Annotated in this window: 30 protein-coding genes and 1 tRNA gene; 11 read left to right on the top strand and 20 right to left on the bottom strand. The window is 59.8% G+C overall.

Features of this window, described 5'->3' with window-relative positions; translation table 11 throughout:
• Window positions 1-105 precede the first annotated feature (105 nt).
• Genes GR158_RS12445 through GR158_RS12425 form a run of 5 tightly spaced genes read left to right on the top strand, consistent with a single transcriptional unit; the run spans window position 106 to window position 5,881 of the window.
• On the top strand, window positions 106-681 hold the full coding sequence (locus GR158_RS12445) for a polysaccharide biosynthesis/export family protein (protein ID WP_134650928.1): 576 nt from the start codon (window positions 106-108) through the stop codon (window positions 679-681).
• A 5-nt stretch (window positions 682-686) separates the two neighbouring features.
• Complete coding sequence (locus tag GR158_RS12440; protein WP_160871334.1) at window positions 687-1,874, top strand: glycosyltransferase family 4 protein; 1,188 nt, start codon at window positions 687-689, stop codon at window positions 1,872-1,874.
• Window positions 1,875-1,929: 55 nt separating this feature from the next.
• A complete protein-coding gene (locus tag GR158_RS12435; RefSeq protein ID WP_134650926.1) occupies window positions 1,930-3,486 on the top strand; it encodes an undecaprenyl-phosphate glucose phosphotransferase in 1,557 nt (518 codons plus the stop codon).
• The gene (locus tag GR158_RS12430; protein WP_246665643.1) at window positions 3,483-4,727 is read left to right on the top strand and encodes an O-antigen ligase; all 1,245 of its coding nucleotides are present in this window, start codon (window positions 3,483-3,485) and stop codon (window positions 4,725-4,727) included. The genes GR158_RS12435 and GR158_RS12430 overlap by 4 nt, the downstream gene beginning before the upstream one ends.
• Window positions 4,727-5,881: a glycosyltransferase family 4 protein gene (locus GR158_RS12425; RefSeq protein ID WP_160871333.1), complete on the top strand. Its 1,155-nt coding sequence runs from the start codon at window positions 4,727-4,729 to the stop codon at window positions 5,879-5,881. The genes GR158_RS12430 and GR158_RS12425 overlap by 1 nt, the downstream gene beginning before the upstream one ends.
• Window positions 5,882-5,946: 65 nt before the next feature.
• Here the strand turns inward: GR158_RS12425 and GR158_RS12420 are convergent, their stop codons facing one another.
• Together GR158_RS12420 and GR158_RS12415 are read right to left on the bottom strand one after the other, a co-directional pair.
• A complete protein-coding gene (locus GR158_RS12420; RefSeq protein ID WP_134650924.1) occupies window positions 5,947-6,198 on the bottom strand; it encodes a GlsB/YeaQ/YmgE family stress response membrane protein in 252 nt (83 codons plus the stop codon).
• Between the two features lie 109 nt (window positions 6,199-6,307).
• Window positions 6,308-6,384 (bottom strand) — tRNA-Pro (locus tag GR158_RS12415).
• Between the two features lie 594 nt (window positions 6,385-6,978).
• Here GR158_RS12415 and GR158_RS12410 point away from each other — a divergent pair.
• The 6 genes from GR158_RS12410 (at window position 6,979) to GR158_RS12390 (ending at window position 10,802) form a co-directional block, all read left to right on the top strand.
• Complete coding sequence (locus GR158_RS12410) at window positions 6,979-7,185, top strand: dehydrogenase (protein ID WP_160871332.1); 207 nt, start codon at window positions 6,979-6,981, stop codon at window positions 7,183-7,185.
• Window positions 7,175-7,501, top strand: a complete 327-nt coding sequence (locus GR158_RS25260; RefSeq protein WP_210253302.1) for a hypothetical protein — start codon at window positions 7,175-7,177, stop codon at window positions 7,499-7,501. Before GR158_RS12410 ends, GR158_RS25260 begins: the two co-directional genes overlap by 11 nt.
• A 373-nt stretch (window positions 7,502-7,874) precedes the next feature.
• Complete coding sequence (locus GR158_RS12405) at window positions 7,875-8,531, top strand: SOS response-associated peptidase (RefSeq protein ID WP_160871331.1); 657 nt, start codon at window positions 7,875-7,877, stop codon at window positions 8,529-8,531.
• A gap of 250 nt (window positions 8,532-8,781) precedes the next feature.
• Window positions 8,782-8,985, top strand: coding sequence for a hypothetical protein (locus GR158_RS12400; RefSeq protein WP_160871330.1), 204 nt, complete (start codon window positions 8,782-8,784; stop codon window positions 8,983-8,985).
• An 844-nt stretch (window positions 8,986-9,829) separates the two neighbouring features.
• Entirely contained in the window at window positions 9,830-10,054 is a 225-nt protein-coding gene (locus tag GR158_RS12395) for a DUF982 domain-containing protein (RefSeq protein WP_160871329.1), read from the top strand.
• A 103-nt stretch (window positions 10,055-10,157) separates the two neighbouring features.
• Window positions 10,158-10,802 carry an outer membrane protein gene (locus tag GR158_RS12390; protein WP_160871328.1) on the top strand — a complete coding sequence of 215 codons (645 nt, stop codon included), beginning with the start codon at window positions 10,158-10,160 and terminating at the stop codon, window positions 10,800-10,802.
• 44 nt (window positions 10,803-10,846) lie between these two features.
• Here GR158_RS12390 and GR158_RS12385 read toward each other — a convergent pair whose 3' ends face one another.
• From GR158_RS12385 to GR158_RS12310, 18 genes are all read right to left on the bottom strand, one after another.
• Window positions 10,847-11,278, bottom strand: a complete 432-nt coding sequence (locus tag GR158_RS12385; protein WP_202402264.1) for a hypothetical protein — start codon at window positions 11,276-11,278, stop codon at window positions 10,847-10,849.
• Window positions 11,278-11,502 (bottom strand): hypothetical protein, encoded by a 225-nt coding sequence (locus GR158_RS25340; RefSeq protein WP_246665650.1) that lies wholly within the window; start codon window positions 11,500-11,502, stop codon window positions 11,278-11,280. The genes GR158_RS12385 and GR158_RS25340 overlap by 1 nt, the downstream gene beginning before the upstream one ends.
• Window positions 11,405-11,647 carry a hypothetical protein gene (locus GR158_RS12380; protein ID WP_160871327.1) on the bottom strand — a complete coding sequence of 81 codons (243 nt, stop codon included), beginning with the start codon at window positions 11,645-11,647 and terminating at the stop codon, window positions 11,405-11,407. Before GR158_RS12380 ends, GR158_RS25340 begins: the two co-directional genes overlap by 98 nt.
• Window positions 11,644-12,477 carry a glycoside hydrolase family 108 protein gene (locus tag GR158_RS12375; RefSeq protein WP_160871326.1) on the bottom strand — a complete coding sequence of 278 codons (834 nt, stop codon included), beginning with the start codon at window positions 12,475-12,477 and terminating at the stop codon, window positions 11,644-11,646. Before GR158_RS12375 ends, GR158_RS12380 begins: the two co-directional genes overlap by 4 nt.
• Window positions 12,478-12,786: 309 nt before the next feature.
• Complete coding sequence (locus GR158_RS12370) at window positions 12,787-13,878, bottom strand: glycosyltransferase family 4 protein (protein WP_256365812.1); 1,092 nt, start codon at window positions 13,876-13,878, stop codon at window positions 12,787-12,789.
• An 84-nt stretch (window positions 13,879-13,962) separates the two neighbouring features.
• Window positions 13,963-15,645, bottom strand: a complete 1,683-nt coding sequence (locus GR158_RS12365; RefSeq protein WP_160871324.1) for a hypothetical protein — start codon at window positions 15,643-15,645, stop codon at window positions 13,963-13,965.
• Window positions 15,646-15,657: 12 nt separating this feature from the next.
• Window positions 15,658-17,253: a hypothetical protein gene (locus tag GR158_RS12360; protein WP_160871323.1), complete on the bottom strand. Its 1,596-nt coding sequence runs from the start codon at window positions 17,251-17,253 to the stop codon at window positions 15,658-15,660.
• Window positions 17,254-17,330: 77 nt separating this feature from the next.
• The gene (locus tag GR158_RS12355) at window positions 17,331-18,722 is read right to left on the bottom strand and encodes a hypothetical protein (protein ID WP_160871322.1); all 1,392 of its coding nucleotides are present in this window, start codon (window positions 18,720-18,722) and stop codon (window positions 17,331-17,333) included.
• A gap of 2 nt (window positions 18,723-18,724) precedes the next feature.
• The gene (locus tag GR158_RS25145; RefSeq protein ID WP_202402263.1) at window positions 18,725-19,579 is read right to left on the bottom strand and encodes a hypothetical protein; all 855 of its coding nucleotides are present in this window, start codon (window positions 19,577-19,579) and stop codon (window positions 18,725-18,727) included.
• A gap of 3 nt (window positions 19,580-19,582) precedes the next feature.
• On the bottom strand, window positions 19,583-20,515 hold the full coding sequence (locus GR158_RS12350; RefSeq protein ID WP_160871321.1) for a hypothetical protein: 933 nt from the start codon (window positions 20,513-20,515) through the stop codon (window positions 19,583-19,585).
• Window positions 20,516-20,530: 15 nt separating this feature from the next.
• Window positions 20,531-21,331 carry a DUF2612 domain-containing protein gene (locus GR158_RS12345; RefSeq protein WP_160871320.1) on the bottom strand — a complete coding sequence of 267 codons (801 nt, stop codon included), beginning with the start codon at window positions 21,329-21,331 and terminating at the stop codon, window positions 20,531-20,533.
• Window positions 21,331-22,221, bottom strand: a complete 891-nt coding sequence (locus GR158_RS12340; protein ID WP_160871319.1) for a hypothetical protein — start codon at window positions 22,219-22,221, stop codon at window positions 21,331-21,333. The genes GR158_RS12345 and GR158_RS12340 overlap by 1 nt, the downstream gene beginning before the upstream one ends.
• Window positions 22,218-22,583, bottom strand: a complete 366-nt coding sequence (locus GR158_RS12335) for a hypothetical protein (protein ID WP_160871318.1) — start codon at window positions 22,581-22,583, stop codon at window positions 22,218-22,220. The genes GR158_RS12340 and GR158_RS12335 overlap by 4 nt, the downstream gene beginning before the upstream one ends.
• Window positions 22,580-23,239 (bottom strand): Gp138 family membrane-puncturing spike protein, encoded by a 660-nt coding sequence (locus tag GR158_RS12330; protein ID WP_160871317.1) that lies wholly within the window; start codon window positions 23,237-23,239, stop codon window positions 22,580-22,582. The genes GR158_RS12335 and GR158_RS12330 overlap by 4 nt, the downstream gene beginning before the upstream one ends.
• Window positions 23,239-24,207 (bottom strand): hypothetical protein, encoded by a 969-nt coding sequence (locus GR158_RS12325; RefSeq protein WP_160871316.1) that lies wholly within the window; start codon window positions 24,205-24,207, stop codon window positions 23,239-23,241. Before GR158_RS12325 ends, GR158_RS12330 begins: the two co-directional genes overlap by 1 nt.
• Complete coding sequence (locus GR158_RS12320; protein WP_134652620.1) at window positions 24,207-24,521, bottom strand: hypothetical protein; 315 nt, start codon at window positions 24,519-24,521, stop codon at window positions 24,207-24,209. The genes GR158_RS12325 and GR158_RS12320 overlap by 1 nt, the downstream gene beginning before the upstream one ends.
• Window positions 24,521-25,093, bottom strand: a complete 573-nt coding sequence (locus GR158_RS12315) for a phage baseplate protein (protein ID WP_134652618.1) — start codon at window positions 25,091-25,093, stop codon at window positions 24,521-24,523. Before GR158_RS12315 ends, GR158_RS12320 begins: the two co-directional genes overlap by 1 nt.
• Window positions 25,093-26,763 (bottom strand): tape measure protein, encoded by a 1,671-nt coding sequence (locus tag GR158_RS12310; protein ID WP_134652616.1) that lies wholly within the window; start codon window positions 26,761-26,763, stop codon window positions 25,093-25,095. The genes GR158_RS12315 and GR158_RS12310 overlap by 1 nt, the downstream gene beginning before the upstream one ends.
• Window position 26,764 lies beyond the last annotated feature (1 nt).

Here is a 26,764-nt window from a genome sequence, read left to right as displayed (position 1 = left end):
TTGTTACTTTTGCGCGAGATAGTGCGCGATATCGCCGCATATTTACCGGCCATTAACCCTAACGGATGGATAACGAAGGCCACACTCTGATTTGGGACTGAGCGAATGACGTTCGCAACGATCAACAAGGGCTTGCTGCTTGCGCTGGCGCTTATCGTGCCGGCCGTTGCCGGCTGCAGCGGATACCGCCCTGCCCCGAAGGCCTTCCATGAAGCGACCATCCAGCCGTACCGCCTCGACAGCGGCGATCGCCTGCGCGTGACCGTCTTCGAGCAGGCCGGCCTGTCCAACACCTATACGATCGACCAGGCCGGTTATCTCGCCTTCCCGCTGATCGGCGCCGTGCCGGCACGCGGCCAGACCATCCAGGAACTGGAAAGCATCATCGCCGCGAAGCTGCGGCAGGGATACCTGCGCGACCCTGATGTCTCCATCGAGGTCGATCGCTACCGCTCGATCTACATCATGGGCGAGGTCGGCCAGGCCGGGCAGTACAGTTATGTCGCGGGCATGACCATCCAGAACGCCATCGCGGTCGCCGGCGGATTTTCGCCGCGCGCCAACCAGCGCGACGTGGACGTGACGCGCAAGATCAACGGCAAGATCGTCACGGGCCGCGTTTCCATCTCCGATCCCATCCTGGCCGGCGACACGATCTATGTTCGTGAACGGCTGTTCTGAGCATCATGGCGGACGATGGGGCTCTGCGAATCATTCACTGCTTCCGTTCCCCCATCGGTGGAATCTTCCGTCATGTGCGCGACCTCGCCGAATTCCACACGAAAGCCGGGCATGATGTCGGCATCATCTGCGACAGCCTCACCGGCGGCTCGTTCGAAGATGCGCTCTTCGACGAAATCCGCCCCTATCTCTCGCTCGGCCTCGTGCGCATGCCCATCAGCCGGTCCGTCGACCTTCGCGACATCGGCGCGTTCAGGAAAAGTTATCATGAAATAAAAGGTTTGCAGCCGGATGTCCTGCACGGGCACGGCGCCAAGGGTGGCGCCATTGCCCGGCTCATCGGCTCAGCCCTGCGGGTCAACAGGTATCGCGTAGCCCGCCTCTATTCGCCGCATGGCGGCAGCCTGCACTATACGAGCCGCACGGCGGCGGGCCTGGCGATCCTCACCGCCGAACGGCTCCTGGAGCGGCGCGGCGATGCCCTCACCTTCGTCTGCGACTACGAGCGTGACGCCTATATCGCGCGCGTCGGCACGCCGCGCGTACGCGCCGAGCGCATCTATAACGGCATTCACGATCGGGACTTCGAGATCGTCTATCCCCGCGAGGACGCCGTCGACTTCCTCTATATCGGCATGCTGCGCGACCTGAAGGGTCCGGATGTCTTCATCGAGGCCTTCGCGCAGACCGAGCGCCGCGTCGGGCGGCCGCTTTCGGCGCTGATCATCGGCGACGGGCCGGACAGGGCGAAGTACGAGCGACGCATCGTGGAAAGCGGTCTCGGCCGCCGCATCGGGCTGCTGCCCGCCATGAAGGCGCAGGAGGCCTTCGCGCTTGCCCGCACCGTGGTCGTTCCCTCGCGCGCGGAAGCGCTGCCCTATATCGTGCTGGAAGCGATCGCCGCCGGCCGGCCGGTCATCGCCAGCCGCGTCGGCGGCATCCCGGAAGTGCTGGGCCGCGACAGCCCCGCGCTGACGGAGCCGGGCGATGCCGCCTCCCTTGCCGCGGTGATGACACAGGCGATGAACGATCCGGTCTGGCTCCGCAAGGCGATGCCCGAGCCCGTCGCCTTCAGGAAGACGTTCTCCGCCCGGACCATGTCGGAGGCCTTGCTTGCGCTTTACCGGGACATTCTGGTCTCCCAGAGCGGCAAAACGCGGCCGTTCGGCGCGCGTGGCACCCGCCAGCCGTAAACGTTTCTTAGGGGCTTCATGCTATCTGAGGCTGAAAGCCTGCTGAGGTACAGCCATGAACCAGATCCAACCGCCCGACTCCTTCGATCCGGATAGCCTGCGCCGCAAGGTGTCGGAAATCCGCACGCTTTCGCAGGAGACGAAGTCGGGCGACGAGGAAACCGTCGAACTCAACCCGCTCGCGCGCAAGATCGCACAGCAGTTCCGCATCGACACCTTCTCCCCGTCCATGATCACGGGTCTGCTTCGGCTTTGCGAATTCGCGATGCTGCTGGTCATCGGCTACGCCATCCATGCCTTCTATGTCGGCATGGGGCTGACGGGATTCTATGCGCTCGTGCTGTTCGGCGGCGCCGCGGTCGGCGTGCTGACGCTCCAGCTTGCCGATAGCTATCAGATTCCGTCGCTTCGCTCGCCGCTGCGCATGATGCCGCGCATCCTGGCCGCGTGGGCTGCCGCCTTCGCCATCATGGCGCTGATGGTGTTCTTCTTCAAATCCGGGCAGCATTATTCGCGTATCTGGTTCGTCTCCTGGTTCGCCGTGGGCGCGGTCTATCTCGTCGTCGAGCGGCATATCATCGCCTATGCCATCCGCCGCTGGGCGCGCAACGGCACCATGGAGCGGCGCGCCGTCATCGTCGGCGGCGGCGAGCCGGCCAAGGAGTTGATCCGCACGCTGGAACAGCAGCCGGAAAACGATATCCGCATCTGCGGCATCTTCGACGACCGCGACGAGCGCCGTTCGCCCTCCGTCATCGCCGGCTATCCGAAGCTCGGCAACGTCGCCGAACTCGTGGAATTCGCCCGTCTCGCGCGCATCGACATGCTGATCATCTCGCTGCCGCTCTCGGCGGAAGCACGCATCCTGACGCTGCTCAAGAAGCTCTGGGTGCTGCCGGTCGACATTCGCCTTGCCGCGCATGCCAAGGGCCTGCGCTTCCGCCCGCGCAGCTATTCGCAGGTCGGCAGCATGCCGATGCTCGACATCTTCGACAAGCCCATCGCCGATTGGGACAATGTCGCCAAGCGCATCTTCGACCTGTTCTTCAGCATCGTCGCGCTCGTCCTGCTCTGGCCGGTCATGCTGGGCGCGGCCATTGCCGTCAAGCTCTCCTCGCCCGGGCCGATCATCTTCAAGCAGAAGCGCCACGGCTTCAACAACGAGATCATCGACGTCTACAAGTTCCGCTCGATGTACACGCATCTCTCCGACCCCTCGGCCCGCGCCGCCGTCACGAAGGGCGATCCGCGCGTCACTCCCGTCGGTCGCTTCCTGCGCAAGTCCTCGATCGACGAACTGCCGCAGCTGTTCAACGTGCTGAAGGGCGAGCTTTCGCTGGTCGGCCCGCGCCCGCACGCCGTGCAGGCCCAGTCGCACGACCGCAAATATGTCGACGTGGTCGATGGCTACTTCGCCCGCCACCGCGTCAAGCCCGGCGTCACCGGCTGGGCGCAGATCAACGGCTGGCGCGGCGAGATCGACCATGACGACAAGATCCGCTTCCGCACGGAATTCGATCTCCACTATATCGAGAACTGGTCGCTCTGGCTGGATCTCAAGATCCTGTTCCTGACGCCCTTCCGGCTACTCAACACGGAAAACGCCTATTGAGCGACGCGGCCCTCCCCTATGCCCCGCCGTTCCGGCCGCAGCTTGCGGCCGTCGGCGTGTTCGGCTCGATGCTGGTCGCGGTCGGCGTCTTCCTGTCCGGCTTCGTCATGAGCGAGCCGGCCCCCTACGAGCTGTTCATGGCGGGGCTCATCGGCCTCTGGGCCATCGTGGGGCTGCGCATCTCGCGCGGTGTGGCGCCCCTGCTCGTCCTGCTCGTCACCTTCAATGTCGGCGGCATGCTGTCGCTGACCGTGATGGACGATCTCTCGGGCGGGCCGATGTATGTCGCCGTCTCGCTGTTCCTGGCGCTGTCGAGCGTCTTCTTCGCCGCCATCATCGAGGCGCGCCATTCGCGTCTGGAGCTCATCTTCAGGGCCTGGGTCGCCGGCGCGCTCATCACCTCCATCCTCGGCATCCTCGGCTATTTCCATGCCTTTCCCGGCGCGGAAGCCTTTACGCTCTACGACCGCGCAAAGGGTGCCTTCCAGGACCCGAACGTCTTCGGCCCCTATCTCGTCGCGCCGTCGCTCTACCTGATGTACGGCCTGCTTTCCGGCCGCATTCTCGGCGCACCGCTGAAGATCGCCGGTGTGCTGATCCTGGCGCTCGGCGTCTTCCTGTCCTTTTCCCGCGCCGCCTGGGCGCTCTACCTGTTCTCGGTGGTGGCGCTCGTCTTCATCATGCTGCTGAAGGAGCGCACCGGCGCCTTCCGGCTGAAGATCCTCATCCTCAGCATATCGGCGGCCGGCCTCATGGTCATCGCGTTGCTCGTGGCGCTCCAGTTCGACAAGGTCGCGGACCTCTTTTCCAACCGCACCCAGCTCGTTCAGGATTACGACGGCGGGCATCTCGGCCGTTTCGACCGCCATCGCATCGGCTTCCTCATGTCCATGGAAAAGCCGCTCGGCATCGGCCCCATGGTGTTCAGCAAGATCTTTCCGGAAGACGAGCACAATATCTGGCTGAAGTCGCTGACGAGCTACGGCTGGCTCGGCTTCCTCTGCTATGTCTCCCTCATCGCCTGGACGCTCAGCGCCGGCTTCAAATACCTGCTGCGCAACCGGCCATGGCAGCCCTATCTGATGATCGCCCTCATCACCATCGTCGGCCACAGCGTGATCGGCTTCGTCATCGACACCGACCACTGGAGGCACTTCTACCTGCTGCTCGGCATCCTCTGGGGTTGTTTTGCGCTCGAGCGGCGCCATAACCTGCGCAGCGTCAAGGGCGCTGTCTCCTGATGAACGCAGCCCCGATCAGGAACCCAAGGCCCCTGCGCCTCCTGCAAATCCTGGAACCCAGCGGCGGCGGCTCCGGCCGGCATTTCATCGACCTGTGCCGGGGCATGCAGGCGCGCGGCCACAGCGTGCATGCCGTCTACTCCCCGGTGAGGGCGGAGGAGCGGTTCGTCGCCGAACTCACCGCGCTCGACCTCGCCGGCATCCATGTCGTGCCGATGAAACGGTCGCCGGGCCCGGCCGATTTCGGCGCCTGGCGTCAGCTGACCGGCGTCATGCGCCAGGCAGGCCCCTTCGATATCATTCACGGCCACAGCTCCAAGGCGGGCGCGCTCGCGCGTCTGCGCCTGCCGGGACGGCATGTGCCGCGGGTCTACACGCCGCATGCCTTCCGCACCATGGATCCCGGTCTCGGCAAGACAGGTCGCCGGGTCTATGGCCTGATCGAGACGATGCTCGCGCGCCTGCTGACCGACCGGCTGATCTGCGTCTCGAAGGACGAGTACGCGCATGCCCGCGGCCTCGGCATACCGCGTGAGAAACTCACCATCGTCGTCAACGGTGTCGAGACGCCGCCGGACGATACCCGCGCAGCCGTGCGCAGGGAACTCGGCATCCCCCCGGATGCGCTGCTCTACGGTTTCGTCGGCCGTCTCTGTCATCAGAAGGCGCCGGAACGGCTGGTGGCAGCCTTCGACCGCCTCGCAGGTCACCTGTCGCGCGCGCATCTCCTGATGATCGGCACGGGCGAGGCGCAGGAGGCGACGCGCAGCCGGATCAAGGCCAGCAGCCATGCCGGGCGCATGCACCTCACGACGCGCTTTACCGGGCCCGACGCGATGGCGGCGATCGACGTTCTCGTCATGCCAAGCCGTTACGAAGCCATGTCCTATGTGATGCTGGAGGCCGCCGCCGCCGGCAAGCCGCTTGTCCTGACCGATGTCGGCGGCGCCTCGATGGTGTTGAAGGACAAGCACAACGGCCTGCTGATCGAAAACACAGACGACCCCGAGCGGCTGGCGGACGCGATGCTGAACCTCGCCAGCCCGGACAGCCTCGCCCGCTACACCGCCGCCGCCGAGGCCCGCAGCGCCGACTACGCCCTGCACCGCATGATCGACGAGACCGAAGCGATCTACCGCAGCCTCGTCGCGTAAGGTGTGCGCAAACGAAAAAGGCCGCCTCTCCTCACGGAGAGACGGCCTTGGGAAACGTGTTTTCTCTATCGCCTGATAGCGCGCGCCACCGCGATGAGAATGCAGGCGCCGATGAAGCCCGCGATCAGATAACCGATCCAGCCGCCCAGCGAAACGCCGATAAGTCCGAGCAAAAGGTTCGCCAAGGCCGCGCCGACGATGCCCAGGAGGATGTTCATGAGAACGCCCATGTCGCTCTTCATGAACCGTTCCGCGAGCCAGCCCGCAATACCCCCGATGATGATGGCCGCAATCCAGCCGATGCCTGCTTCTTCCATGTCCGTTGCCCTCTCGCTCGAATGACACCGGCGAAAAGAGCCGGCGGCACGATAACGCGAAGAACCGGCAAAAGTTCCGGTGAAAATAGGATTGCGGGAGAAGGAGAATTGGTCGGAATGGCGGGATTCGAACCCACGACCCCTTGACCCCCAGTCAAGTGCGCTACCGGGCTGCGCTACATTCCGGACCGAGCAAACCCCTATTATCTCAGCCATTTGGATGCAAGCGGAAATTTGCACATTGGCACGAAAAAGGAACAGACGGCGTGGAAATGCAGCGGTGGGAACCTAAAGTCCCACCGGAGTCCCACCAGAGGTTCCGAATATGTTCTGGCGGCGCTTATTGACTCTTTCCTTCCTCAGGATCATTTACCGGCTCGGGCGGAACGTGAACACATGAAGAACGAGGGATGCGGCCCTTCGAAGGAGATGCCGCATGCCTGGAAATGGTACCTGGGCCGAAATGATAGCACTGGGTATGGACGTCACCGTTTACTGCGTCCCGTGCAATCGAAAGGTCGAGCTTGACCTAACGCAGTTCCCTCCGCACGAACCGGCTATTGGCCGGCGATACATGTGCACTAAATGCGGTGGCAAGGGGCAGCCCATATGCAGCACAGCGTCAAACAAGGACAGGCTGCCTAGCTAGGCGATCAAAACCCAAAGCCCTGTTGACTCAAGTTCAGATTAGAACATATTGAGAACAAACCGGCGATGCGGCCGCTACTCTGAACCCACCAATATGATGCCTGCTGTGGCATAGACACAGGAGAAGACGACGTGCGCCCGCTCGAAACGCGACCCGAAACTATATGCGCCATCGATGAAGCGCTCGCCTGGCACGACGGCGATGCGCGGGCGGCGATCGCCACCCTGATTGCCGACTGCGCCTATCTGCGCTGGCAGCTCGATCTTGCCACCCTGGCGATGGGCGCCGGCTTCACGCGGGGCTGGCATCCGAGTGCAGAACGGCCCGATGGCGTATAGGAAGGGCGAACTCACCCCCGCAGGCGTTGACCGTGACTGGCCTTTCCAGATCGCACGCTTGCACTCGCTCGGCACCGGCAAGCAAAGCGATGTGATAGACGCGTTCTGTGCCAACCTATCCCTCTGCCCTCGCGGTCACAGCGTTATATGGGAAGATGAATGGTATCAGGTCTATTGCTTTTCAAAACGAGAGGATGCTGAGGCATTCTTGCAGCACTTCGGCGGCGAGTGGTTTGACCCACGCGAGCGCGGCCGCGGCCACAAATGGCACTTCTGGTATAAGGGGAAGTTCGCCAATAAGCCCGTGAGGTGGTGACCCGATGTCGAGACTCACATACACCGCCGATATGGCGACCGAGCAGACAGACACCCACCCACACGCCCCCGACGAGCATTATTGCGAGCACCCCGGCTGCAATGAATGGGGCGGCTATGGCTTGGCCCGCTCCAGGGGCGAGCCCGTACGCTGGTGGTGCTGGGCTCACTATCCGTACAAGGAGCCGGGATCGGCCCGCACCGGAGGAGCCTTGCCGGCCTGAGACTGCCGCTTTATCTTCCAGACATCTGGAGGCACCCTATGCTGCGCGAAATCGGGTTCTGGGCCGTTATGCTGCTCTTCCTGGTATGCGCTGGAATGAGCGTGGTGGTTGGGATCGTCCGACTGTTCGGCCTCCTACTAGGAGAGTAGCATGTGCAATCTCTACAATGTCCGCACGAACCAGGAAGCCCTCCGCGAAATCACGCGAGTGATGCACGACAGACTCGGGAACCTGGAGCCGTCGCTGGATGTCTTCCCCGATTCCCCCGCCCCCGTTGTCCGAGAGGGAAAAGATGGCCGGGAGTTGGTCGCGCTGACATGGGGCATGCCCGAGCCCTTCGCCGTAAGCCAGGGAAAGCCGGAAAGAGGCGTAACGAACATTCGCAACACAACGTCGCCTCACTGGCGCCGGTGGTTGGGGCCCAACAGCCGCTGTCTCGTCCCGTGGACGACGTTCTGCGAGTGGGAAGACACCAGGCCGAAGAAGACCAAACGCTGGTTTGCCATCAACGAGGAACGGCCGCTGGCGTTCTTCGCCGGCATCTGGACGACATGGAACGGCGAGCGCGGCTCGCAGAAGAACCCGAGGCCGGGTGAGCATGAGCTTTTCGCCTTCCTCACGACAGACGCAAACAGCGTCGTGAAGCCGATCCACCCCAAGGCAATGCCCGTGATCCTCACGACCGACGAAGAGCGCGATGTCTGGATGCGAGCGCCATGGGACGAAGCAAAGGCTTTGCAGCGGCCGCTCCCCGATGACGGGCTTATCCTGCTGCCGGTAGAACTCGAGCAGCCGAGCTTCCTGTGACAATGGCCTACGCCATTTCCGCCGTGGGCGTCGTGGTTGCCTTGCTCGCATGGAAGACGCAAGCAATGTGGGCGATGTTTGCCGCCTCAGCCATCAATGCCGCGGTAGTGTGGTTCGTGCTCACGGCGTACCTTGGGCTATGACCGCCGATCGACCGAAGTACTCGCCAAAGCCGTGCAAATTGTCGCCACCAGAAGTTGCGCGTCCATAAAATAGTCGGTATATGCGGTACATCCATATGGAGGCAGTCATGTCCAGTGCAAACGACAATGCCGATACGGAACTGTTCAAAGCGGCGATGGCCTTGGTTCGTAAAAATTTCTCCGACGGCAAAACCGCCGCGGAGACAAAAGAAGAATTTGAACGACTCTACAGGGCGAAAATGCCGGCGCATCCTAACTCGGATTTGTGGGGCGATGATCCAGCCGAGGACACGCCTAAATCGCCCGCTTAAGGTATCCCGTCACGTTCAGACACCTTGAAAAAGAGCCGCGCGATCGAGGGAATACGTTTGACGCGCGGACGATTTAATGGAATTTTGTTGACAATGTTTCTCAGGTTCTGGACGTCGAGGTCAGACGATGCCGCATCGGACGAAAAAGGAAGCTCAAACGCGACTGGCGCTTGGCGTTGCTCGCGTCTCAGCCCTTCAGGGAGACGATGCGAGGGCATCACTTGAGAAGTTGAAAGAACATCTCGCAGTCGTTGATGCCCTCGAAAATTCGTGTGGCGGCGAGCTGCCGAAACAGGATTCCGACGTCACTTCCGATGACGCTGCATCTTCATAGGGTTCGCACGAAGGTCAGTGGCATGAAGCCACGCCATTTCGATGAAGTGCGCGAGCAACCAGTCGCATTCCATCGCCTTATCCTTTAGCTCACGAAGCATTGTCTCCGTGTATGCGACGTTTTCCTCGGGAGTCGGATCCGGCCTGCGAACAACGGGCCTATTCTCCACGGGAGCTTTCACGCGCAATTTCACAACCGCATTATCCATGAGAACATCTCCTCCAAGACGATTACTGCAACTTTACGTTACAGCGTATCTAGAGTTGATCAATCCCAATTAATGACAGATTAACAGTTACACGCATATATATGTGTTGCAGCGCAATACAACCCATTGACGTAACGGAGGCTTGCTCTCGCTACGGCACTCGACTGAGCTGCGTGCCCACCCGCTTATTCACTTTATCGTATGAGCAGAGGCGGCGGAACAACTACCTCGCACTACCGTTTCGCGACCACGACTAGTCTCGCGTAAGGTGAAGTATGGAAACGGGTCGATGGGAAGAGCCGGTGACGTTTGAGACCGCCAAACTCGGTCAGTACAGAACGATATCGAGTGCGGCGGAGGCAGCGCACGTTTTGATTTCGCAATGGCCGAGCGCCGCCGGCAAGGCTTATGCTGAGGCGCAAGACGTATGCCTCGCCGTGTTGGAAGGTCGTGAGCCGCCAGATGCCGCGCGGCAAGCCTTTCTTTTGGCCGCCGATGAGGCCGACGTATTCATCCGCAATGGGTGAACTCGAATTCATTTGCGAGAACAACTGTTGCGTGCCGGCTACAGCAAAGATGGCTCACTGAGAGTAACAATAGATCAACACACTCCAACCTGGGGCTCGACCGATGCGTAACGTTTTGCTTTCGACAGTTGCATTCTCTCTTATCGCGTTGACCGCTCACGCAGCTGACATGGCGGCCCCGATGACCTCTCCAGAAGCTGACTATGCCATGCCGTTTCAGTGGTCCGGCGCGTATGTTGGCGCCGATATCGGTCATGGCTGGCTGAATGGTGATTTCAGTGCGCTCGGCACTACCGTGAGCGAAGATTTCAACGGCGCAACGCTTGGCGGCTTTGTCGGCTACAATTGGCAGTTCTCGAACGGCTTCGTGACCGGCATCGAGGGCGATGTCTCCTATAATTGGAATGACCAAGAATTCGCAGGCGTAGAAGCTGGCACAGAGTGGGGCGGCTCGGTGAGAGGCCGCGTCGGCTTTGCGATCGATCGCGCTCTCGTCTACGGCGCCGGCGGTTGGACCGCGACACGCGGATTCGTCAAGGACATTCCGTCGGGCCAGGAATTCTCGAAGACTTTTAGCGGCTGGACCATCGGCGCAGGCGTCGAGTATGCGGTTACCGACAACGTCTTTGTCCGTGGTGAGTATCGCTACAATCACTTCGGCGATAAGGACATCGACGTCGGTCCTGGCATCATCAACGTCGATCTCGACCAGAGCGTCGTAAAGTTGGGCTTGGGTGTGAAATTCTAAGTCTCGCACGCCGCTCATTGATAACCCCGCTTCGGCGGGGTTTTTCATTCCCTCTCGGCGCCACGTCGCTGCCCGGCCTCCAGCCTCTGCAAGATTTCTCGAATGACCTTGATATCCCCGGACTGCGCCGACACCAGCGATTGCAAATCCTTGATCGCCGCTGATGTGGTCGCCGTGGTCTGCTCGGCCGCCGCGATGCGATAGGTCAGGTTATCGATCTTCCTGACTTCGCTTTCGATCGAGCGAAAGCGCTCCTCGGTGCGCCCTTCGACGCTCTTCACCTCGGCCAGGCGCTCCTTGTGATACTGCTCGTGCCCCATGCGCCAGCGTTGAAGCTCTTCCACGTCCCGCGTCGTATTGGCCCAGACATAGATGCCCGTCGCCAGCAAAGTCGCGAGGCTGACGAGTTGCAGGAGTGTATTGAGGTTCCATTCAAGCTTCGGCGCTCTGGATATGCCCATGGTCTTATCCTCCATCACTGCCCCGCTTCACCATGCCGCCGGCATTCGCCTACGCTCCACACGCCGCCGGCGCAAAGGCCGACAACGGTGCGATCGATCTTGCGTTGATCCGCCGGCGTCGCGCCACGCGCGCCGACGAGATCAGTCCCCACGACGCGGCGTAGGCCCGTCGCATCGGCCGGCCCCGAAGTTCCACAGCCCGCCGCCATCAAGGCACCGGTCATAAGCGCTGCGAGCATCGTCAGCCGCGTTGCGTGCGTCATTGTTCTGCCTTTCGATGGAGGTGCGCATGCTATCGGCGCCCTGGTTGCGGATCTCGGCATAAAGCCAGATGAGGGCGCAGGCCGCCGCGGCGCCAAGGATGATCTTCGACCAGTCAATCACGAACCGACCTCCGCCTTGATCTGCCGAACGGCGGCAATGATCTGGCTGCGCAGGAGGAGCAGGACGAGGAGGACGACGAGAAGGACCACGCCGCCGGCAAGGATAGCCTGCCAGTCAGCACCGGAAAGCCATCCGGTCAGGATCGTGAACACGCCGCCGCCAGCCGTCAGCTTCGTCCAGAGGTCGGATTTCTCCTTGACCTTGGTTTCGACCCTCTCCGGGACCACGGGCTTTTCAACCTCGACGTGGACTTTCTTCTCGATAATCGACGGGTTTTCCGGAGTCGGACGGCCCGACAGGCTCAGGGAGAATTTGCGAACCTCGTCAACGCGGCTCTGCCAGCCCTTGCCGAAGGTAGGCCACAGGAGCTTGCCCTTGAGCGCGCCAGCCGAACCCTTGGCCCGTTTCATGAAGGCAAGGCGTTCATCGCAGATGGCGTGAATGGTCGTCGCTGGCAGTGATTTCTTGATGGCCGAAATCGTGGCCGGGCCAATCTTGCCATCCTGCGGGACGCCCACAATCTTCTGTAGAGCCTTCGCCGCCCTTGATGGGCCGGAGTTCACGGCGTAATCGAAAACCGCCATGTCAATACCGTCAGGAAGAGAGGCGCCGTTTACAGCGTCCCAATAGAAGCGACGGTAAACCGTCTCGATCTGGGCATCATTGATCTTGCGCAGGTCGTCCTTCGTCGCGTTCGGCTTCACGTACCGGCGGAAGTTGGTCAGGGTGACGCCCTTCATCGTAGCGCCGCCGGGGTCCTTGGGATTGTCCGCCCATCCGCCCTCGTGCTTCAGGACGCGGGAAAGGCATTCGCGGAAGTTTCTGTCCATGTGGATTCCTTTGGTCGAGCGCCGGCATAGGCCGCACGGATGCGGACCCTTGCTGAAACAGGCGGGGTGGATGTCCTTGATTGAATGTGGGGGCGGGATGGCTTACAATCGGACCAACTTCACGAGGTCGTCATGTTCAACTGGCTTATGGAACGTCTATTCGGCCGCTGGTTTAGCTGGCGAGAGAATGGCGTTTACACCTATAGGCGTTGGCGTGCCGGGAAGTGGGAAACGCGGCCTATGGATGCCGGCGAGGCTGAAGAGGCTGAATGGATGGGCGCAATTAAGTAAGAGGAGCAGGCGGCGTAGTTAAGCCGCCTGAACCTCAAGGCTCTTCTCCGCCTGGGTTACCGCTCGCAAAATATTCTCAGCGCGAGCCTTCCAAGTATAACGCTCCAGAAACTCGCAATATGCTTGTTCGGCGATACCCTCCGCCAGCACCGCGTCGTCAAGAACCCGTCTTACCTGAGCTTCCCATGCATCGTAGTCAGCGGGCGGTACGAGCAAGCAGTTTACTTCGTGGTTAAGCACCTCGCGCAGGACTGGGAGATCTGATGCTACCATCGGGCGACGACTAGCCATGTACTCAAAGATTTTTAGCGGTGACATCCATCTTGATACATCACCCCGGCCCCCGGAAACTGAAACTTTCTCTTGATACGGAGCAAGCAGAACATCGAAAGCCTTAATATATTCCGGCACCATCACTGGCGGAAGATGACCATGGAATACGACATTTGATAATCCACTCATGCGCGCACTTTGCGCGGCGATGTCGTCGGCAGTCCCACCCAAGATGTGAAAGTCGACATCAGGCATGCTTCGCGCGAGCTTATCGATCACCTCGATACCTTTGCCGGAATAAAGATGCCCGGCATACCCCGCCCGGGGCCTGTTACTTTCAAAAAGCAGTGGCTTCACGTCGTCGACACGGTCAGCCGCATCGGCGGCCACTATGAAGCAGGAACCAGGAAGGGAAAACTGCTTAGAAAGTTCAGTTTTGAGCGCATGCGAGATCACGACGATAGCCACGCAGTTCCGATGCCGGGCGACCGCCTCGAAGATGGTAGCGTAGCGTTTCGACTCCTCAGAAAACGTGTCATGACGTTCAAGAATAACTCGCAGCCCAAGGTCAGCAGCAAGCAGCGCAGCTTCCGGAACCCGTGTGTACACAAGGTCCGGCCGCATTAAGCGAAGAATGCTTCGTAGGAAGAACCGGTGCGATCTAACAGCAACTCGGGGGAGTCGAATAGACGGTATCGTTACGTGACGAAAGCTTCTTTTGACACCGTAGTGCCGGAAGACATCGCGCACTCGAACTTTTGCCCGATCCGCCTGATACGTTGGCGAAAGTAGAGTAACTTGGTGCTCGTTCTCGGCCATGGCTGCGCACATTTTCATAACATGCACGCTATTAGCGGCCAGAGACGGCACTGGCCCAGAACATACATATGCGATTTTCATGCGGCGCCCCAGCCGAGTGATCTACTCGGTGTCGGATAGATCAAAAACGGTGTATACGCCAGCGGAAAAAGCAACCTTGACTGGCTCGGACAGGCTCGATGCATTCCTAATAACTACATAGTCTGCTCCTGTCTCCTTCCCGAACTGTATCCATTGCGAAGTAGTCTGCGGCCCAGCGGGACGAGCGGCTAGCTCCTTGTATCGGCTGAGCAAATCTATCTTCTCAGCGAACAGCTTGTGATTCGAGTACGCTAGCCAGCCCATATCCTTCCAGCCGAAGGAAAGAGGGCGTTCTGCAAATGCTCGAATCCTTGGCCCCTGGTCCGGAGAGAAGAACATTGTATCTGGGCTTGTGGATCGGGCAAACTCCATAACACGCTCCAGGGGATCGCTTGTGTTTGAACGACACACGACTTGGAAGCGCACTAGGCATTTCAAGCCCTGCACTACACTGCGGCTCTGAGGCCAGATCGGTGGCCAGTATGCCGCCGCTAACCACATCACCAGTAGCGCAATCGGAACGCTCGACCGGAGTGCTGCTCCTCGCACCACGGCGGCGCAAGCCCAAAATGACACGAACAGAAGCACAGGCACTAGGTATCGAAGAGACCGAATAAGATCCAACTGCGAGGGAGCTCGGTCGCTGAGCCTAGCTAAAATATCTTCAGCGACAGGAATGCCCCCTCCAAAAAGCACGAGCCCTAGCCCAAACACCACGACAAAGAGTGCCTTCCTATCCCGCCGCGCGGCGGCCAAACACGCACCGGCGACGAAGATTGCGAGTAGTGCAACTCGAGGGCCAGACAGTGCACGCGAAAATAGCGTCCAGATCCCTTGCAGTGGCTCGGAGTACCCTTGATCATATCGCATGAGCAAAGCTTCCCGCACGATGGACGGATCGGCGCCGGTAGCAGCCTGTGATATGCTTGAATAGTACATCCACATGTTGGGCAGCGCGATCGTCAAGAAGACCGCGCCACTTATTACACACAGCCAGACCGTTCGTAAAAAACCAGCCGAACAAAGCGAGGTCAGCCCCATAGCAAACATGAGCGAGAGTGCAACCGGTGGCGCTGAGGCGGGATGTATCCACATCCCCAGCCCAGCTAACCCAAATGTTACCAGCCAAAGGCGAATGTCAGTGTGAGCGCGAATGCCGAGCAGAAGCAAGAAGGGAAGTAATGTCGAGAACTGGACGCGGGGCTGTGGCTCATTGTAGAGGCCCCAATAATCCCCTACGATCATAGGCACCGCGACCGCGACGGTTAGCGCAAATAAGACCGACCACCAGTGGCTCGGCGACACCTCCTGAAAAAGCCGGTACCAACCGAACAGAAATAGGAACGTCACGATCGCGCCGAACACATGATACTCGAATCCGACGCCTCCTCCCCGCAAGTAGTCCGCAAGCTGGAAAAGGTAAACTGAGGCGTTTGTGTAGAAAGTGTAATTCTGCGGCGACGAGAAGACAAAGTCGTTTGCATACACCTCCGGCCTCAAGTCGGCGACCGCCCGCGTGAGTATCATAGTCATGTCACCGCCGAACGATGCAGCGATAGATCGCCCAAAAGAGGCGGAAAAATCCAAATACGCGATGAATGCGAACGCTAGGATCGAACATAGGGCCGGTCGCCCAGCGAACCAGCGGTGAGCACGGGCCGCGACCACCAGCACCGGCGCGAAACGAACTTTCAATTCAGACACAACCGCCTCCCGTCAGAGCGCTATCTCGTATCGCGCGGTCTTCACATCGGTCCGCGATACATAGCCCGACGGCGTTACCGACACACATCGACTCGTCACGACAAAGAAGTACTTTCTCACCTGTCTTAGGTCGATATTATCAAAGTCCGGAAACAGCCATGGCGCAGACCAAATGTGGTGTGGATAAATGTTGTACTTCGGATGACCATCGGCGCTAGCAAGACCGAGCATTCGGTAATGATGCATCTGGACAACCTTCGAGATCCTGTTGAGGTCTTCGGTTGGCAGATCCCACTCACTCGCTGTGGCGGGGCATGCTTCGTCGAGCTTCCTCCTAACGTCATCACGGCCCACGGTTCCCCAAGTTTTTGTCGGCAGAAAACCGTTAACGGGACGGGCAATGCGCTGTTGCGCCACGTTGATCGACTTCTCCAAAAAGAAGTTTGAAGGCACCCTCAGGATGGAGCCGGAAGCCGTTTCGACTTCAAAGTGAGCATCGTTGATCGCGCCGGTATCAAACCAAGCAAGCTTAACGATATTGAATGACAGTAACGGCGCTACCAGAACCAGAGCGCATCCGAAAAGTCTGATTGAAAATGTGGGGCCGTCCTTTAACCGCATCCGGCTAAATGCATAAACAAAAGCAAAGTTTAGTATCATCCATTTCCAAAAGAATATTGCTGTCAGTAGGAATATTCCAAAGTGCATAATATCGTAAAGCGATGTTAACCACGCAGATTGGCGAAGAGATAACAAGCATAACAACGAATAGAGTTGAATGACCAAGACGAAGGCGTTAAGCGGTATATTTGACCAAACGAGTGCAGGAACCAGCCAATCTTGATCCTGCATCATATTCAGTACGGTAAATCCTCCGACATCCGATGCATGGATTGCTAGCATGAAAGTTGGATTTTCCGTTACCCAAGTTAAAAGCGAGCCACCAGACAGGAAGAGCTTGAGCCATCCCGAGTGAAAATAGTTCGACAGGTGAACACCTGCCATCACGATGACCGCGCTGTTGAAGAACTGGCTTTTTTCAAGGACCGCAGCATCCGAAATTCGGTACCTTTTGCTCAACCAGTAGACGGATAGCAACAGGGACACGTACAATGCGAGATCAGGCATTATTATGAAGTCAGCACTCCACGGGGCTCCCAGCCCCGTAACCGCGTTTGTATGCAGCTTCGACCAAAACGCTGCCGTGGCGGGAATACATCCTAGAGCAGGCCGTGCAAATCCTAGCACGCCAAGCAAGACGGGCAACCAAACCGAGTTCAAAATTCCCGAAAGGCCGATGTCGTAAGTGGCATGCATACCGATCAAGTACGCCACGCAGCAGAAGTTAACAGACGCGCAAACCACTATGAAAGGACTAGGCAGCGACCTGATACCGACGGAGATGCCAGGAGCGATACACGCCAACAAGACAAGTAGAGAGAGCCACGAAGGTCCGAAATGGATGCCACCGAAAGTGTTAACGGCGTAAAAAATCGCCAGTGAGCCTGCCAACACCTTCAAACGCGAGCGGCTGACTCTATCCACCCGCTGAGAGATGTAATCCGAGATCGTTGTCGCCCATGCAATGAGTGGCGCCTGAGTAAGCATAGTTCCGCCCTACTATGATTGTTCCCTCACCCCGCAATATCGTGAATCGACCGGCGGGTCTTCATCTATCCGGATTTTTACAGCATGCTCACGCTGAAATCATCGATATAGGCAGTTCCGGAATCGTACCCGTTAACTGAAATAACGAAGGGCGCAGCCGTGTCGAAGGTGGTGTCAGTTACCACCAGGTCGCCGTCAACCTTCATTGCCACATTGTCGGCTACCTCGAAGGACAGCTTGTGCCACCCAAGAAACCTTGACTTGGCTGTGGCCACCCAGGCTCCAGACCCATGAAGCCGGTAGACATATTTTGATGCAGAACTGTTTGTGGAAATTCCGAGAACGATATCTTTCCCGCTGATCTTGTCCGTAATCCTGAACGTGTTCTGGAAGTTGCTGACGGATGTCATATCGTCATAGATCCAAATCTCGTAGGCCTTGTCGCGGCCCACACCATGCGAGTACACGCTAGGCCTTCCCTTACTCCCCGCCGCCAGTCTCAATCCGAAGCTGCCCGATTTTGCGATTGACCACGGGCCTACGCCGGCCGCCGTCCAGTCCCATTCAATTGGGCTTCCTATCGGTTGCAGTTTGGCGCATCCGATGCCCCTATACCCAAGGTTATCGGCGGCTCGCCCTGAGTAGAATATGCAGTCCTCAAACGCAAACGGAGTGGTCGTGTATCGATAATCGAAGGCGGTAGACGAGCCGCGTGGGATGATCGCTGACCATATCGATGGGCAAGGGAACGAAGCGCCATCGACGCTTGCGGTCTTGTGTATTGTGTAGCCTTGCAGCGTGGAAACGGACAGGTCGACCGGGATGGCGACAAACATCTCAAATCGATCTCCTGTCCAGCGCACTGAAGGGTAAATCGACGGATAACCCGTAACCTGAGTATCGGACGTCCATGACGTGGGGTCCGACTTATCCGCATACGCGCGCATGATGCGGGGTCCGGGGCTCTCGGCCATAGAGGTATAGAAGAGTATAAGCTTGTCGGGGTTCGCGGGATCTTCAAATACGCAAGGGGAGTGAGCCCGTGCCGCAATGCCTGTGAGCTTCCCGACGTAGGACCAGTTTTCAAGGTCCATCGATGTCAGAACGCAACTGTTGTAAGTCGTTGCCCCGCCGTTGAAGATTGCGCAAAACAGGTGATAGACGCCATCGATCCGAAGGATGGAAAAGGGCGCCAACCCGAGATCCGGCACGTCATCCTTGTCTATCACCTTGCCCTGCTTGGCCCAGACAAGGCCATCCTCAGATGTGGCACGTCCGATGCTCCCCTCTAGGCGGGGGTTCGCGCCGACATTTCGGGTTCCAGAGTAAAAGAGATTGAGAACGCCGTTATCGTCGCGGACGACAGCCGCACTATAGACAAAGTAGTCGTCCCACTCTCCCGGCGCACCACGAGGGATGATTGGAGTGGTTGATATCCGCTGGTATCCATTCTCGTGCGTGATGTTCATAATCAGAACTCGTAAAGAACGTTGACGATAGATCCGTTGTCGATAGTGTTTGAACCGCCTTCCGTCGTCATTCTGAGGCGGTCTAATTCTCCAACCAAAGCAATATAGCCGCCGCACAGTCCAGTGGCTGTCGTATCTGAAGACCCAACAGTACTGACGCAAGCCCAAGAGTTTCCTGCAACCCTTGTAATGATCATTTGCCCCTGGAATGTTGTTGCCGCGATAACACTGTTTTGGGTTCTGAAGCCGGCCGACAGATTGCTAGATGTTACAGACGACCCGGTGACATTTGATGCAGACCCGACATATCCGGTCGCAGCATACCCCCCTGATGTCCCAAGCTGAACCACGGGGTTGCTCGTGCCATTCGTGCTGAAGTTGACAAAGCTGACCGTTATGCGCTTCACGCCGGCCGGGATGCTCGGGAAGCTCAGGGCAGTCTCTACTCCGGTCGCAATCTGAGCAGCCATTGCGTTGATGCCGACCTTCTTCAGATCAACATCGGTGTCGGGCATCGTTATAGTTCTGGTCTGTCCTGCAGTGATGGCCGCGAGGCTGAAAGCGAGTTTTTTCGTCGGCGCGGCCGACGGCGAAAGAGTAAGATCGAGCGCATTGCCGCCCGATTTGTCCAGCTTTGCTGCGATGAGGGCAGCAGTGGTCGCGGCGAAGTTGGGATCGTCTCCAAGTGCGGCCGCCAGCTCGTTCAAGGTATCCAGCGCGCCTGGCGCGGCATCAATGACAAGGTCAAGGATCTGCCCGACGGTCAGTTTGACGGTTATGCCATCCTTCATGGCCGGCACGACGTGCGTGCGGCTCGGCAGTGCCGTAGGGCTCAGGTCTTCAATGGTGATTGCCATGCCTTATGCCCTCGCAGAAAACTGCATGGAAAGCCCGTTCGAATAGTCGTACATGACGGTCTGCGACAGACGGTACCGGTTCACATCGAACGCCGTCGGGCTCGGGGGGCCACTCGTCTTTGCGCCGATCACGAAATCGGGGGGGAACCCCGAGACATTGTTCGCTGCAATAGATGCAAGCGAGAAGTTGAAATCCTTCGGAGTACGCGCCCAGTTGATGGCCTGATCGAAATCAAAACGCGCCGCGTTCTGCCCCACGTCCCGACCATTCGTCCCTGTGACGAGGGCCTGCATGGCGAGGCGTTCACGGTTAACCAGATTGGTGATCGTGGGGACGTTGCTGGAGTTCGTGATCACCCTGGCAACAAGCATATCGTCGTAGCTGGTGTCGAAAGACGCGTTGGCCTCTGCCAGAGTGGAAGGGTTGTACGTCCCAGAGGCCAAGTCCTTCAGCGAGAACCCATCCGTCTTGTTCCAGCGGAGATGGTACGTCTTGCTCGCATCTGTGGCCAAGTCCGTCTGTACGGTTGCGTACGGCGAGATGCCGCGGTGCAGGAAGTTGACGCCGGCGGGCACACGCACCTGCCCCGTGGCCGGCGTGATGACCCCGAAGTGACCGTTTGTGTTCTGCACCTCCGGGAAGATCGGAAGCCGCGACGATGCCTGAAGCAGGGTCAGGTAGGTCGAAGGGTCGCCGCCGCCGGTGGAGGCGTCGATCTGGGCCTGAATTGCCTTCCTCAACTGTTCCATATCGCCGTTGTCCGGCGTCAACCCATTGAAGGTGATGACGTGGCCAATTTCGGACTGGAGAGACCAAAGCAGCCAGTTCCACAGGGGCAGACTGAACGGTCCGCAGCCGATTCCGCTCTGGATTTCATCAGCAGTGGGCACGCGCCGCTCGCCATCCCAGGCGAACGGGGGGTCAAAATCAGCCATTTTCGAGGTTCCTTATCAGCAGGAATAGGGTTTGAGATCGATCTCGCACATCATGTCGGCGCCCCGCGTAAGCGCGCCGGTCCAAAGTTCTTCGCCACCCTCGGTGACGAGAATGTCGCCCGCCTCGGTCGCCAGAGGCAGGCCGTCGGCTTCCCAATCCTCGCAGGGGCCGCCCCAGCCTTCGCCGAACCCGGCGACCAGGAACGTGCCGAAGTGCCAGCGGGATACGATGCCTGGCGCGAGCGGCAGCGCGCGAGGCACGATTTGCAGAATGGCCGTCTCGGCCTCGCTGAGTTCACGGAATGGAGCGAGGACCACACGTCCGTTGCCGGCATCGAGAACCGCCGCCTGCTCCCCATAGAGAACCTGTAAAGAGGCGGTCAGGTCTTCGAGGCTGTAACGCGACTGCATCTGGAAGGATCGAGAGATGAGCAGCTTCCGGTACATCTCGTCATCGTCGATACAGATCTCCGAAATGCCGTCCTCACCGCAGCCCTCCCACGAGCCAACCTCGCACGGGCCTATGATCGGCCGGTCGGTCGGAACACCCTCGCAAGCAAAGCCATACACGGGCTGGATGTCGCACACGCAGTGGCAGCGAGGGAAACCCATGCGCTTGCCGATCAGTGTCAGTTGATCACCAACGGCCGACTGGAGGTCGAAATGGCTCGGCAGATCGCAAATCGCCGTATGGATCTCCGCCACCTTCCTCATGTAGGTGCGGATCATGTGGAGGAGCTTCGGGCTTTCGCGATACTGCGTGAGGACCTTGTTGATTCCGTCCTCGACCATCGCATCAGGATCGACGCACGCCATCAGGGAGCCACCACGACCGCCACGTCATCAGCGGCGAGGGATGCGCGCTCGATGAACGCAATGTCGACGTCCTGGTTGTCGCCCTGCGAAATTCCATCCCTCTGCCCGTTGATGGAAACCACCTCGACGTTGGAAAACAGGCTCTCGATGATGGACCGGACACGATAGTAGGACACATCCTCCCCATTCAGGAGGAAGATCGAAGAGAGAAATGCCGCCTTGATCGCCGATGCGGCCGGCGGCGGGCAGCCGAGGGCATCGCGGCGCGTGCGGACGGTGATCGTCAGTTCCACGGGAACATCGATCGGGCGAAGGATGCGGAAGGACCGGCAGTAGCCGTCGATTACGCTCTCGACAATCTCAGTTCCGAAGATGGTCACGCCTGGCACGATGTACTGCCGGATTGCCCTGGCGATGTCTTCCCCTTCACCGCCCGTCACCGCAACGCAGATGGAGCCGGCCGGCATGCCGTTCTCGTCGACTTCGCCCGTGTCATTGACCCAGACATGGGAGTAAGTCACACCGTCCAGGGCCGCGATTGCTCGCGTGATATCCTGCAGGTCGATGCGGGCTTGGCCGGCATTCGTGATTGCGCGGCGGTATTCCTCATCGTTGGCTGTCCCTCGCCCGATAAGACGAATGCTGCCGAGGGTATCCAGCCGCGTTCCCTCTGCCTGATCCGGGTCATAGGACTGGTAGATGTCTTCTGCCTGCTCCCATAGCTTCGTGATGATCTCGGCCATCAGGCCGTTGACCTGACCGAGCGGTGACTGAGGGGTCTGGATCACGCCGGGACCGAACTCGGTCACCAGGGCGGCCTCGATCTCCGCAAGCGTCACAGTGAGCGGCTTGCGCGAGAAGCCTGTCGGCAGCACGCCATAGTCGGTCATAGGGCCACCTCTTCATCGAACATGGTCAGAACATTGATGCCGCGGATGATCAGGCCCCGCGTCGGCCGGTCGAAGGCGACAGAGAAGGACGTGATCTCCTCGATGCCGTCGGTATCAAGCAGTTCAGCCTTCACAACGCTTTCGGCGAGCGCCGGGTCGTATCCCTTGCCGAGGATCTGATCGAGCCACGGGACGCCGCAGGTCGTGTCAAGGAACCACTCACCGGAATAGGTCTGGAGGCGCTGCCGCCCGTGCTGGCCGACCGCTTCCGCATCCGTCACGACCGCAAGGCTGCCGTCGGCGCGCAGGAACAGGTCGTTTGTTGCCTCATCGATCGCGAGGCCGATGCGAACCGCTGTCATAGGACCATCGCTCGAAGCTTGGCGGCGAGCGCCGCGAATTGACCTTGATGAGTGAGCGGCCAGATGCCTGCCGATGAGCCGCCCGACACCGTCGTCGTCTCATTGCCGAGCAGTTCAACCACCTGCGCCAAGATGTCGAAGAGGTTCCCTTCGGCCCCGTTGAGCTGGAACTTGCCGTCGGGCGAGCCCTTCATTCCGAACGTGCCCGACGTGTTGAACCTCAGGTGGAAGTTGTCAGCGTCCGCGTTCTCAAGCGGGGATGCGAGACTGTCGCCGCCGGCGAGCGAGGCCCGCATTGTGGACAGGTGATAGGATCTGGCGTCATATGCGCCGCCGTCTCCGCCTTCTTCATAGTCATCCATCGCCCGCATCTGGGGCGCCAGCATAACCCGTGTGCCGGCTGCCACCGGGAACGTCATGCCCATGCCGTTGGTGCGCGGCTGGTCAACCGGCACCTCGTAAAGATCTGGCATGTCGACCTTCTGGCCGTTGTGCAGCGGCTTGTAGAGCGGACGAACGGTCGCGGTGCCCTTGGAAGCGTCGAACGACAGAACCTCGCCAGGGATCGGCCCCCACATGCTGTCCCGTTCGGCCTGCGCCTGCTGGCCCGTGATGTCGCGCGAGAGGTTCGTGGTCTTTCCGAGCAGGCCAACCATCAGCGCTTGATCCCCTCGTCTACCTTGCCGCCCTTGATGGCCTCACCAGTAATGTCGACCTTGAACTCACCGGTGTAGTTGTCGCCGGAGTAGGTGCACTCCGAGACCCGATACATCCCATCGGCAGCATTCATTTCGAGCGTCTGGCTCTTGATCTGCGCCCGCCTGTTAGGTCGGATTTCCGGGTTCAGGAGGGCCGAGACGCGCACCCCGTTGTCGGTGATGGCCGGTGTGCCGATCATGCCCGTCTCCGGCGTAATGAGCGCCACCGTGCCGACAAAGCCGTCACTTGGGACCAGTTCAAGGGTTTCGTTCTGGCTCGACCAGTAGAAGCCGTTGCCCCGGCCGATCGTGTCGAGTTCGCGCACGCAGGAGCCGCAAGCCGCATAGGGACGCTTGAAGGTCTTGCCCTCCAGTGCCTCGGGATACTTGAACTCGCCGCGGCTGAGGCCCTTGGCCTCCATCTGCTTCGCGATATCGTCAATCACGTCCTTGACGGGCGTGCCGGACGGGTAGCTCTTGCTGATCGTCGCCCTGCGGAAAGCGGCATCACCATCCCCGCAGGCGATCGTGGTGATGATGTTCGTCCCCTCGCGCTTGTGCTCGACGTCGCGAACCGCGCCCTTGAAGATGATGCCTACATTGCCGGAATACTCCGTCGCCACTCTGCCGAAATCCGATACGTACACGCCGTTTTCGTTTCGTCGGTAGTTGAGAACTCCAGGGCCCGCCATACCCGCAGGCGGCATATAGCCAGCCTCGAGCGTGATGGCGTCGAACTCCTTGCCCATCCCGTTACGCGTGGTCTCGGCGAGGTTGTAGAGCTTGATCTCCGCTGAGTTTGGCGAGGACGATATGCCCTTGCTGATGGAGAACTCGATCTTGATCTCATGGACTGAGACCAGGCCGGGATTGATGACCAGGCCGCCGTTGAACGAGGCCCTCACCTTTCTCAGGTACTGAAGCATCAGGCCGCCGCCAGTTCGGCATCAGAGGCATGGAAGAGCTTCACCGTTCCTGCGGGCAGCGCCTGCCGATCCGCGACCGCGCCCGGCGTGACGGCCGCGGCGAAGATTACTCCAAGGCCGAGATTGAACGGCGCCAGCAGATCGACGCCCGTCACGATGCGCCGGCCTTGCAGAACAGGCAGATCGTCAATGGCCAGATCGAAGCTCCAGCGCTCAGACGTCGGGTTATACCGCAGCCGGATCGTCACCCGGCGGTTGTTGATGATCGTGCCAAACTGTTGGTCGGCCGCATCGATGACGCGAAAGACTTCCATCAGTTGCCCGCCAAGCTCGAAAGGTAGGATTGATCGGCCGGCATGGCAGACACCACGCCCGCATCGCCGCGTTGGATGGTCTGTGACGCCCGATCGGGTGTAGCGCCGCCCTTGGCCCGCTCAGACGTGGCCGGCGCTGACCTGGTGCTCTTCTTGCCGCCGGGGTTACCGCGCTCGCTGTTGTCGCCCTCCGGGTCGGCCGCATAAGCCGTCCCGACAATGATCACCTCTTGCAGCTCCACCCTGCCCCGGAAGACGGACGAGAAACCGGCATCCCGCTCGGGATAGATTCCCTTCACGAGCATGTTGCTGAACACCTTCAGCCCTGTGACGAGCGTGAATGGCACACGCGATTCCTGAAAAGCCACCAGAGCGGCGAAGGTGGCGGCCGCATTCCCGCTTGCGACCTCCAGCCCGACCTTCTTCGGCATCACGACGGCATGGTCGGTTATCTTGGCTCCGGTCTCGATGGCGATCTCGGTGATGTCCAGTTCGGAACTGGGCTTCTCGGAAATCACGCAGTCGAGCGGGACCGGGCCGATGCTCGTAGAAAAGGCGATGATGGAGGACATCAGAAAGCATCGTCCTTCTCGAACCGAGACGCCCGCGCTGCGCCGGCGGTGGCGTTGCCGATCGCATTCCCGACAGCGTTGCCGGTAGCAGCAGACGCGTTTGCCACGCCGTTCACTACGACGTTCACGCCGCCGACGTTGACGCGCTGATCTCGGTTGTCAGCCATCGTATTGGTGACCGCCGCAGCGGATGCGCCGCCCTCCATCTTGGCGCGGTTCTCTTCAAGGTTCTGCAGCATGAACTTGTAGTCGAGCGCATCCTTGGTGAAGCCTGCGGTCGGGTTCTCGTCGGGCCTATCCACCCGGCGATTTCCGTCCATGTAGATGAACTTGCCTTCCTTATCGTAGCCGTGGCCTCCTTCGACATAGCCCGGCTTCGAGCGCGGGTTGTCGACGGCCTTCACCTGAGCGCCCTTGGCGTCCAGGCTGGCCAGATAGTCGAACCCGCTCTTGGCGAGGTAGAATGCAGCCGAGAACGCCCCGAGGGCAGCCGCCAGAGGCCAGACAGCGCCGGTGAACGTTCCCAAGATTGCGGCGGCACCAGAAAGCCCGAGCGCCGCAGTCCCAATAGCGGTGATTGCAGAGGCGACCGCATCGGGGTCAGCACCCAGGAAGTTGGCGAGCGAGTCCACGAAGTCGCCGATGACGGAATCACCGCCGCGGAGGTAGGTGAGGAAATCGTCGACGGCCAAGGCGAGCGCGCTGAACAGTGACACGACAGGGAAAAGGCGTATGCCGATCGCCAGAAGCGCCCACTTGAGCGATTCCCAGACGCCCTTATGCTCCTCGATCAGCTCGGCGATCGTGCCCCAATGCGCAGCAAGCCTCCAGCCGAACCGGGCGATGGCATCGGTGATCCATACGAAAGCCGCAGACCAAGACTTGGCCCACCGGTCGAGCGTTCCATCAAGGTCCAACTGGTTCAGGAAGTTGATGGCGCGGCCGAGCTGCCCTTTGACGGCATCGAAGAACCCCGCCTCCCCGATCCGGCGCTGAAAATCCGTCCATGTGTCGGACAGGTTCGAGATCATCCCGTTCCAGGTCTTCGACTGGCGAACCATGGCGCCGGAGAAGCGCTGGCCGAAGCGCTCCTGAATGAACTTTGTGATCTCCTCGCCGGTCTTCTTTGTCGTCTTGGTGAGGGTCTTGCCGTTCTCGGTCCACGAGAACGTCACTTGGTCGCCCGCCTGGCTGGCGCGGATACCGAACTCCTTCAAGCGCTCGAACTCGCCGGTGGACGCATCCGCGATCATCTCGACGGCATCGATCAGGCGCTTGCCCATTGCCGATGAAGCGTTGCCAAGATCCTCCATGAGCCCGTTCGTCGGGTCCATGCCGTAGGCCCGGAGCTTGACGAAGGCGGAGGTCAGTTCCTCCACCTCATACGGCGTCTTTTTCGCGAAGTCGCTGATCCAGTCGAGCGATGCACGAGCCTTTTCGGCGCTACCTTCCACGGTTTCGAGCGTGGCCTGGAAGCTCTCGAACTTGGCCGTGGTGGAGATGACCGACTTGCCAAGCGCAGCCGCTGCCGCTGCAGCAACCGTTCCGGCCGCAACCGCGAAGGTGGCGAGCCGCCGGGCAGCATCATCGATCGACTGCGTAAACGAGCGCAGCTTGTCTTGCCCCTTGACCTCATAGCCAAGGATAGCGACCAGTTCGTCAACGATCATT

The organism is Shinella sp. AETb1-6, assembly GCF_009826875.1.
GTDB lineage: Bacteria > Pseudomonadota > Alphaproteobacteria > Rhizobiales > Rhizobiaceae > Shinella > Shinella sumterensis.
Note: the sequence above shows the minus strand (reverse complement) of the source record. Positions and strands in the feature narration are given on the sequence as shown.

Coding starts and splice junctions, on each gene's coding strand:
- GR158_RS12420 (WP_134650924.1), bottom strand. CDS start 6,198: ATGGAAGAAGCAGGCATCGGCTGGATTGCGGCCATCATCATCGGGGGT.
- GR158_RS12440 (WP_160871334.1), top strand. CDS start 687: ATGGCGGACGATGGGGCTCTGCGAATCATTCACTGCTTCCGTTCCCCC.
- GR158_RS12385 (WP_202402264.1), bottom strand. CDS start 11,278: ATGGAGGATAAGACCATGGGCATATCCAGAGCGCCGAAGCTTGAATGG.
- GR158_RS12445 (WP_134650928.1), top strand. CDS start 106: ATGACGTTCGCAACGATCAACAAGGGCTTGCTGCTTGCGCTGGCGCTT.
- GR158_RS12330 (WP_160871317.1), bottom strand. CDS start 23,239: ATGGTTGGCCTGCTCGGAAAGACCACGAACCTCTCGCGCGACATCACG.
- GR158_RS12320 (WP_134652620.1), bottom strand. CDS start 24,521: ATGGAAGTCTTTCGCGTCATCGATGCGGCCGACCAACAGTTTGGCACG.
- GR158_RS12425 (WP_160871333.1), top strand. CDS start 4,727: ATGAACGCAGCCCCGATCAGGAACCCAAGGCCCCTGCGCCTCCTGCAA.
- GR158_RS25340 (WP_246665650.1), bottom strand. CDS start 11,502: ATGCTCGCAGCGCTTATGACCGGTGCCTTGATGGCGGCGGGCTGTGGA.
- GR158_RS12390 (WP_160871328.1), top strand. CDS start 10,158: ATGCGTAACGTTTTGCTTTCGACAGTTGCATTCTCTCTTATCGCGTTG.
- GR158_RS12310 (WP_134652616.1), bottom strand. CDS start 26,763: ATGATCGTTGACGAACTGGTCGCTATCCTTGGCTATGAGGTCAAGGGG.
- GR158_RS12400 (WP_160871330.1), top strand. CDS start 8,782: ATGTCCAGTGCAAACGACAATGCCGATACGGAACTGTTCAAAGCGGCG.
- GR158_RS12340 (WP_160871319.1), bottom strand. CDS start 22,221: ATGACCGACTATGGCGTGCTGCCGACAGGCTTCTCGCGCAAGCCGCTC.
- GR158_RS12405 (WP_160871331.1), top strand. CDS start 7,875: ATGTGCAATCTCTACAATGTCCGCACGAACCAGGAAGCCCTCCGCGAA.
- GR158_RS12375 (WP_160871326.1), bottom strand. CDS start 12,477: ATGGACAGAAACTTCCGCGAATGCCTTTCCCGCGTCCTGAAGCACGAG.
- GR158_RS12360 (WP_160871323.1), bottom strand. CDS start 17,253: ATGCTTACTCAGGCGCCACTCATTGCATGGGCGACAACGATCTCGGAT.
- GR158_RS12335 (WP_160871318.1), bottom strand. CDS start 22,583: ATGACAGCGGTTCGCATCGGCCTCGCGATCGATGAGGCAACAAACGAC.
- GR158_RS12315 (WP_134652618.1), bottom strand. CDS start 25,093: ATGTCCTCCATCATCGCCTTTTCTACGAGCATCGGCCCGGTCCCGCTC.
- GR158_RS12350 (WP_160871321.1), bottom strand. CDS start 20,515: ATGGCTGATTTTGACCCCCCGTTCGCCTGGGATGGCGAGCGGCGCGTG.
- GR158_RS25260 (WP_210253302.1), top strand. CDS start 7,175: ATGGCGTATAGGAAGGGCGAACTCACCCCCGCAGGCGTTGACCGTGAC.
- GR158_RS25145 (WP_202402263.1), bottom strand. CDS start 19,579: ATGGCAATCACCATTGAAGACCTGAGCCCTACGGCACTGCCGAGCCGC.
- GR158_RS12345 (WP_160871320.1), bottom strand. CDS start 21,331: ATGGCGTGCGTCGATCCTGATGCGATGGTCGAGGACGGAATCAACAAG.
- GR158_RS12325 (WP_160871316.1), bottom strand. CDS start 24,207: ATGCTTCAGTACCTGAGAAAGGTGAGGGCCTCGTTCAACGGCGGCCTG.
- GR158_RS12355 (WP_160871322.1), bottom strand. CDS start 18,722: ATGAACATCACGCACGAGAATGGATACCAGCGGATATCAACCACTCCA.
- GR158_RS12435 (WP_134650926.1), top strand. CDS start 1,930: ATGAACCAGATCCAACCGCCCGACTCCTTCGATCCGGATAGCCTGCGC.
- GR158_RS12370 (WP_256365812.1), bottom strand. CDS start 13,878: ATGAAAATGTGCGCAGCCATGGCCGAGAACGAGCACCAAGTTACTCTA.